This window comes from Pseudomonas sp. B6(2017) (assembly GCF_002112765.1).
Lineage (GTDB): Bacteria > Pseudomonadota > Gammaproteobacteria > Pseudomonadales > Pseudomonadaceae > Aquipseudomonas > Aquipseudomonas piscis.
This window is the reverse complement of the sequence record NZ_NEIQ01000067.1, coordinates 1-1,044: the sequence shown is the minus strand read 5'-3', so window position 1 is coordinate 1,044 and position 1,044 is coordinate 1. Positions and strand designations below refer to the sequence as shown.

The following is a 1,044-nucleotide window of genomic DNA, read 5'->3' as shown; positions in this document are numbered from 1 at the left end:
CTCGGCAGGCGGTACGTCGGTGAAGCGGATGTTCCAGTACACCTTGCCCTGCTCCAGCTGGCTGGCGGTGTTCAACTCGGGGTCGGCATAGACCTCGAAATTGATGATCGCCCCCTGGTTCTTGAGGTCGCGCATGAAGGCTTGCAGGCCCTCGGTGACGTCCTTGACATAGGTGGCCGTGATCGACCGATCCACTGCCCACTTGTGGCCGTAGAGGATGGCGTCCATGACGATGTCCATGGTCCGCACTCGGGTGACGAAGGCCCATTTGGGGTCGCTGGACAGCGTGCGGTTACCCCACAGACGAAAGCCGGCGTCACGAATGATGGTGGTGATGTTGGCGTTGTTCAGCAGGTTGGCCCGGCAGCTCTCGTCGCCGTCGAGGAATTCGATGGCCCGGGAGGTACCGGTGACCCCGACGAACTCCTTGTTCGAAGGCGAGGCCCAGAAGCCGTACTCGTTGTCGGTCCAGGCGAACAGGCCGGCGACCCAGGCCGAGGCCGGGGCATCGAGAGTGGCGCTGGCGGCGGTGTCCCAGTACTGGATGCCCGGGTCGACCATGAACGCGCGCTTGGCACCGAAGTTCTTGGCGTAGGCCATGGCTGCTTCATCGGTGCTGTTGGGGCCGTCGATGATGGCCAGGCCGCGCAACTTGTCCGCCAGGCCCACCAGGGCCGTGCCGACCGCCTGGGTGGCACTGTGCTTGGGTGCCACCAGCAGGCGTGGCTGGGCGTTGAAACGGCTCTTGCCGTCCAGCAGCGCTTGCAGGCCGGTGCGCTTGCCGTTGGCCAGGACGCCGCCGATGATCGCCGAAGCCTGCTGCTCGGCATCCTCGACCTTGGTCACGCCACAGGCGACGATCACCGCCTTGGCCCGCTGGTAGATGGCCTGGCAGGCCTTGGTGATCGCGGCATTCGGGCCCCAGGCCGCAATGGCTTCGCGCTCGCTGGTGATCAACAACAGGTCGTTGGCCTTGGCGCTGACGCCCGGCCCCTCGGTGAAGGTGTCCACCAGGCCGATGATCGAGGACGTGGGCAGCGCGAT

Annotated in this window: 1 protein-coding gene; it reads right to left on the bottom strand. The window is 65.6% G+C overall.

The window, feature by feature from the left end; translation table 11 throughout:
* Positions 1-1,044, bottom strand: a 1,044-nt coding sequence (locus tag CAG11_RS32990) for a phage tail sheath family protein (RefSeq protein WP_085653339.1), incomplete at both ends; no start/stop codon positions are given.